The 4,745-nt window shown below is 49.8% G+C and carries 1 protein-coding gene; it reads right to left on the bottom strand.

The features are described from left to right. Positions 1 to 4,590 (bottom strand): beta strand repeat-containing protein (locus FAY32_RS14150; protein WP_404820151.1); only part of this gene is annotated, 4,590 nt, incomplete at its 3' end. Between the last annotated feature and the right edge of the window lie 155 nt (positions 4,591 to 4,745).

Raw genomic sequence — 4,745 nt, 5'->3', positions numbered from 1 at the left:
CTCTGAAAGATACTCACTTTCCGACTCAGACGTCGATTCACTCTCTGAAAGATATTCACTTTCAGATTCGGACGTCGATTCACTCTCCGAAAGATACTCACTTTCTGACTCAGACGCGGATTCGCTCTCTGAAAGATATTCACTTTCAGATTCACTCGTGGACTCACTCTCTGAAAGGTACTCGCTTTCCGATTCACTCGTGGATTCACTCTCTGAAAGGTACTCGCTTTCCGATTCACTCGTGGATTCACTCTCCGAAAGGTACTCGCTTTCTGACTCAGACGCGGATTCACTCTCTGAAAGATATTCACTTTCGGATTCAAACGTCGATTCACTCTCCGAAAGATACTCACTTTCGGATTCACTCGTCGAAGTCGACTCACTTTCCGCCGTAGAAAGAGACTCAGATTCAAATACACTTTCTGATTCGGCTTCGGACTCATATTCAGACAGGCTCTCTGATGTAGACTCACTCGCGGACTCGGATTCTGACTCACTCTCTAATGTAGATTCACTTTCCGAAAGGTATTCACTCTCGGATTCACTGGTTGAAGTCGACTCACTCTCAAAGACTGAAGTCGACTCACTTTCTGCCACTGAGATGGATTCGGATTCGCTAACCGAAAGTGACTCAGATTCACTCTCGGATTCCGATTCGGATTCACTTTCAGACTCCGAATCAGCCTCCTCAACCGTTGCAATCGCCATATTGGCATAAGTCTGTGCTTGCGTGGCTGCACTCGATGACTTTTCTTGTGCTGTCGCTGCCTCCGAAGCTGCAGACGCTGCAGATGACGCATAGGACTGTGCGCTCGAATTATTTCCTGCTGCCTCTGCTGATTCAGTTTGTGATTGTGCTGCCAATGCTTGTACAGTTGCCGTTGACGCCGTAACCGCTGCACTTAACGCCTCAATGGACGCTGAACTCGCCAAAGTTGAGTACCCACTAGCTGTTGCATTTCTCGGTGCATAATCGCTGGCCAAATTACCATATGACGTTGCCACACTAGCATATTCGTTGGTAACATTAGCCGCACTAGACGCCTTAGATGCCGACGACATTGCTGCTGATGTCTCCACCGCGTTGACCGTCAACGTCGCTGGTCCCACCGTATAAGAATTATTTGCGGTTGAAATCACCAAATGATATTGTCCGGCATCACTAGCACTGATTCCGCTAAGCGTCAAAGTTGGTGTTGTGGTCGTTACCGTCTTGCCATTTGGCAGGTACCACGTATACGTAATACTCCCACCAGAACTCAACGCATCGCTCAAATCTGCGTCCGGTGACCAAGTTAAGGTACCACCTGCGTCGACTGTCTTATCCGATAACCCATTACCAACCGTTACCGTTTGAGCCGCCGACACAGTGGTGCCATCCCCATTAGCCAGGGTCGCCGTAATTGTAACCACACCTGTCCCACTGGCCGCTGCTGTCACTAAACCAGATGCATTGACCGTTGCCAAATTAGAATTACTACTGGTCCATTTGACACTTCCAGTCGCATTAGCTGGATTAGTCGTTGCCAAATAGGAGCCAGATTGGCCGTTCATCAAATAACTATTGCCAGTAACCGACAAATCATCCGCGTTAATAGCATTACTATAGACATTAACTTCAGCCAGGTCACTGCCAATGGCCCCACTTCCATTAAACGAGACGCCCAACGTCGTGAGACTCGCCATTTCTTGAAAAACCATAGATCCCGTAAAATTAGGATCAACCGTAACCGTCAGTACACTGCTTGATTCCAACGATGGCAGTGTCAGTATCGTATCGTTCGCTACATCACTATGCGCACTAATAAAATGATTGCTGACTGCTTGATCCAACGTATACCATTTGCCATTAACTTGAACATTCCAGGTATGTGAAATCGTATGGGCTGGCGCATTAATAATTGAAATAGCCGCCGTTGCCGACAGCGTAATCGTATTTCCCGAAGTCGTTGACGTTAATTTTGCCGGTTGAACCAAGAAACCTGTACTTAACGGAATCCCCAAAATGCTTAATGCGGTCCCGTTCACCACGTAATCCGGATTATTAACATTGTTTGAATACTCAAGCGCAGACGACGCCCCTAAAGCACTAAGACTAGCCGCCGAACTCGCCACATTCATGTACGATGATGCATCGGCCAGAGCTGCATCCGCGTCTGTCGCGTAAGACCTAGCTATCACTGCATTGCCCGTAACCAAGGCGATTTGTGCGATGGTCATGGCAGATGACGCAGTTGAAGCCGAAGCTGTTGCCGCACTCGCTGCCACCTGAGCATCCGCAGCGTATGACGACGTCACGTAAACATAGGAACTTCCTAACGACGTATTTTTCGCCATCACACTGGCCAATGAGTTGGCAACACTTGCTGCCGAACTCGCGACTGTCCCAAGTGAAGCTGCTGTGGACGTATCCGCTGCGGCGACAGAAGTCGCATAGGAAGACTGAAGTGACATTAAAGTCAGTGCGGTTGCGCCCGCTTGACTCATCGCATTGGCTAATTCCGTCATTGCGGCTACAGCTGCTGAACTAGCCGTCACCGCTGCAACTGAAGCGTCACTGTACTGATCAAGTGCCGCATATGATGCTGCCATTGCCGCTACTGAACTAGCCACAGTCGCATCACTTTTCGCTGCCAAAGCCGCCACTACGGCATTACTGTTATAATCCGTCACGTAACCGGCATAGCTCGTTGCTAAGGACGTCACATGGTTCGCATCGTTGGCATTAGAGGTGGCCCGCACCGCTGCGCTAGAAGCAACGACTGCGGATGATGCCGCTGCTGAAGCATAGCTAGCCGCAATTTCAGCTTGCAGCGTTGTATCGCCATCCTTTGCCGCTTGGAGTAACGCTGCAGCCGTTGCCGTTTTAGCGACAGCCGCTGCTGAGTTCACCAATTGTGCATAGGAGCTAGCTAACGATTCGCTGGCCATAGCAGCTGCAGCAGCGGAACTAGCTGCTGAATACGTCGTTTGTTTTTCATAAGAAGACGCCAAGACTGACGCGTCCTGTACCGCGCTTGCCGCCGATGAAGCCAATGTTGCATAAGAAGTTGCATCCGTACTAGCACTCTTCGCGGCCACTGCATAGGAAATGGTTGTCGCGTCTGCCGTCCCAATGTTCATTACTTTTGTTGCGTTGACACTGGCGTTACTAGCAACACTTGCTGCTAACGATGCTTCACTCGTTGCTGAACTAGCCGCTTGTGCAGTTTGCGTCTGATAATTGCCCTTAGGGTCAGAAACGACAACGATAATGACATTTGACCCTGCAGAATACGGTGTTGTCACCAGTAAACCAGATTGACCAGTCAAGACGCCTTGGAAGTAATAAGTTCCTGCCGCGCTGATGACTTGTGTGTTGGAACTGCTAATACTTGACGACATGAAGTTACCACTAGCCGCCTTCGTATCTGTTCCCCATACTGACCAGATTGATCCGTTGGTCGAGTACATATACGTGACCTTATTGCTACTGGTACTCCCCGAATCAATCGTCCCGCTGAGACTCAGGGTCAAATTGTTCCCCACGTTTAGATGTGCGGTGGATACCGTCATGGTAGCACTTGCCGCTGAAGAACTCGTATTTTGATTTTTTACCGGTGTGGCATCAAATTCCGATGCCATCAGGGCAGCGCTTGTTGCTGCTGACTCGGCTACGACTACTGTATTTGCTGCAGAGGCAATCTCCTGGGCATACATCGTGGCTTGTTTTGCCGTGGTGGCGGATGCCAAATTGACCGCAGCCGTGCTAGCAACTGTGGCCGCACTTGCCGCCGTGACTGCTGCCGATGAGGCGACTGCAGCATAGCTGACCGACTGCGTTCCGGTATATTTAGTTGCTTGTGTAGATGCACTCGCCGCTGTGGAATTTGCGGTTGCAGCCGTATTCGCATCAACCGCGGCTGAACTGGTAATATCGATCAAAGCCGTTGACGTGGCTGCGCTTGTCGCAGAATCCGCTGCAGAAAATGCGTCAATTGCCGTGGTGGCTGCTACTTCGGCCTGACGACCCAAATCAGTGGCCGTTACATAAGCCGAACTGGCAGTATCGTAATCGCCGGTAGTAGCCGCAGAACTGGCCATTTTAAGGGCTGCACTAGCACTATTTTGTAAGTTTCCAGCAGTCGCCGCATTGCTAGCAACCGTAGCCGCACTATCGACGACGGTGTACAGATTCGTCAACGTTCCATTATTTTGGTCATATTGTGTCGTGGCATACACGGCATCAACCGCATCATCCGCGTAACTGGCAAAGATTGTCGTCGTTTTAGCGCTTGAATCCGTCAGCTCATTGGCATTGCTGACCATCGTAACTAACCCAATTGCTGCCGCGCTGGAAGCCGCATTAGCCGCACTAGAAGTCAAACTAGCGTATGATACTGCACTAATCGCGTAAGAGGTTGCCAAGCTCTTAGCATTTGCTGCGCGCGCATCTAAATCAGCGACGTCACCAACACTACTCCCGACCGCTGCGGCATAGGAGGTTGCCAAACTACTATAATATTGGGCAAAGTCTTCTGCTTGTGTGGTCTCCTGGTAAGCGCTCTGAACAGCGCTGACAGCAGTTTGAACCGTTGTTGTGTTCACCAATGCTACGTAACTGCTAGCTGCACTAGAAGCCAGCTTTGCTGCTGAAGCTGCAGAAACGGTAGCGTCAAGAATCTTGTGTAAATGAAATGCCTTCGTACATATAATATGTAACTAACTCAAATAAATGATGCTTCCAAGGTGTCCTGGAGTCCTTT

The sequence above is a fragment of the Levilactobacillus enshiensis genome (genome assembly GCF_007115095.1).
GTDB classification, from domain to species: domain Bacteria; phylum Bacillota; class Bacilli; order Lactobacillales; family Lactobacillaceae; genus Levilactobacillus; species Levilactobacillus enshiensis.
This window is presented reverse-complemented; position numbering and strand designations above follow the sequence as displayed.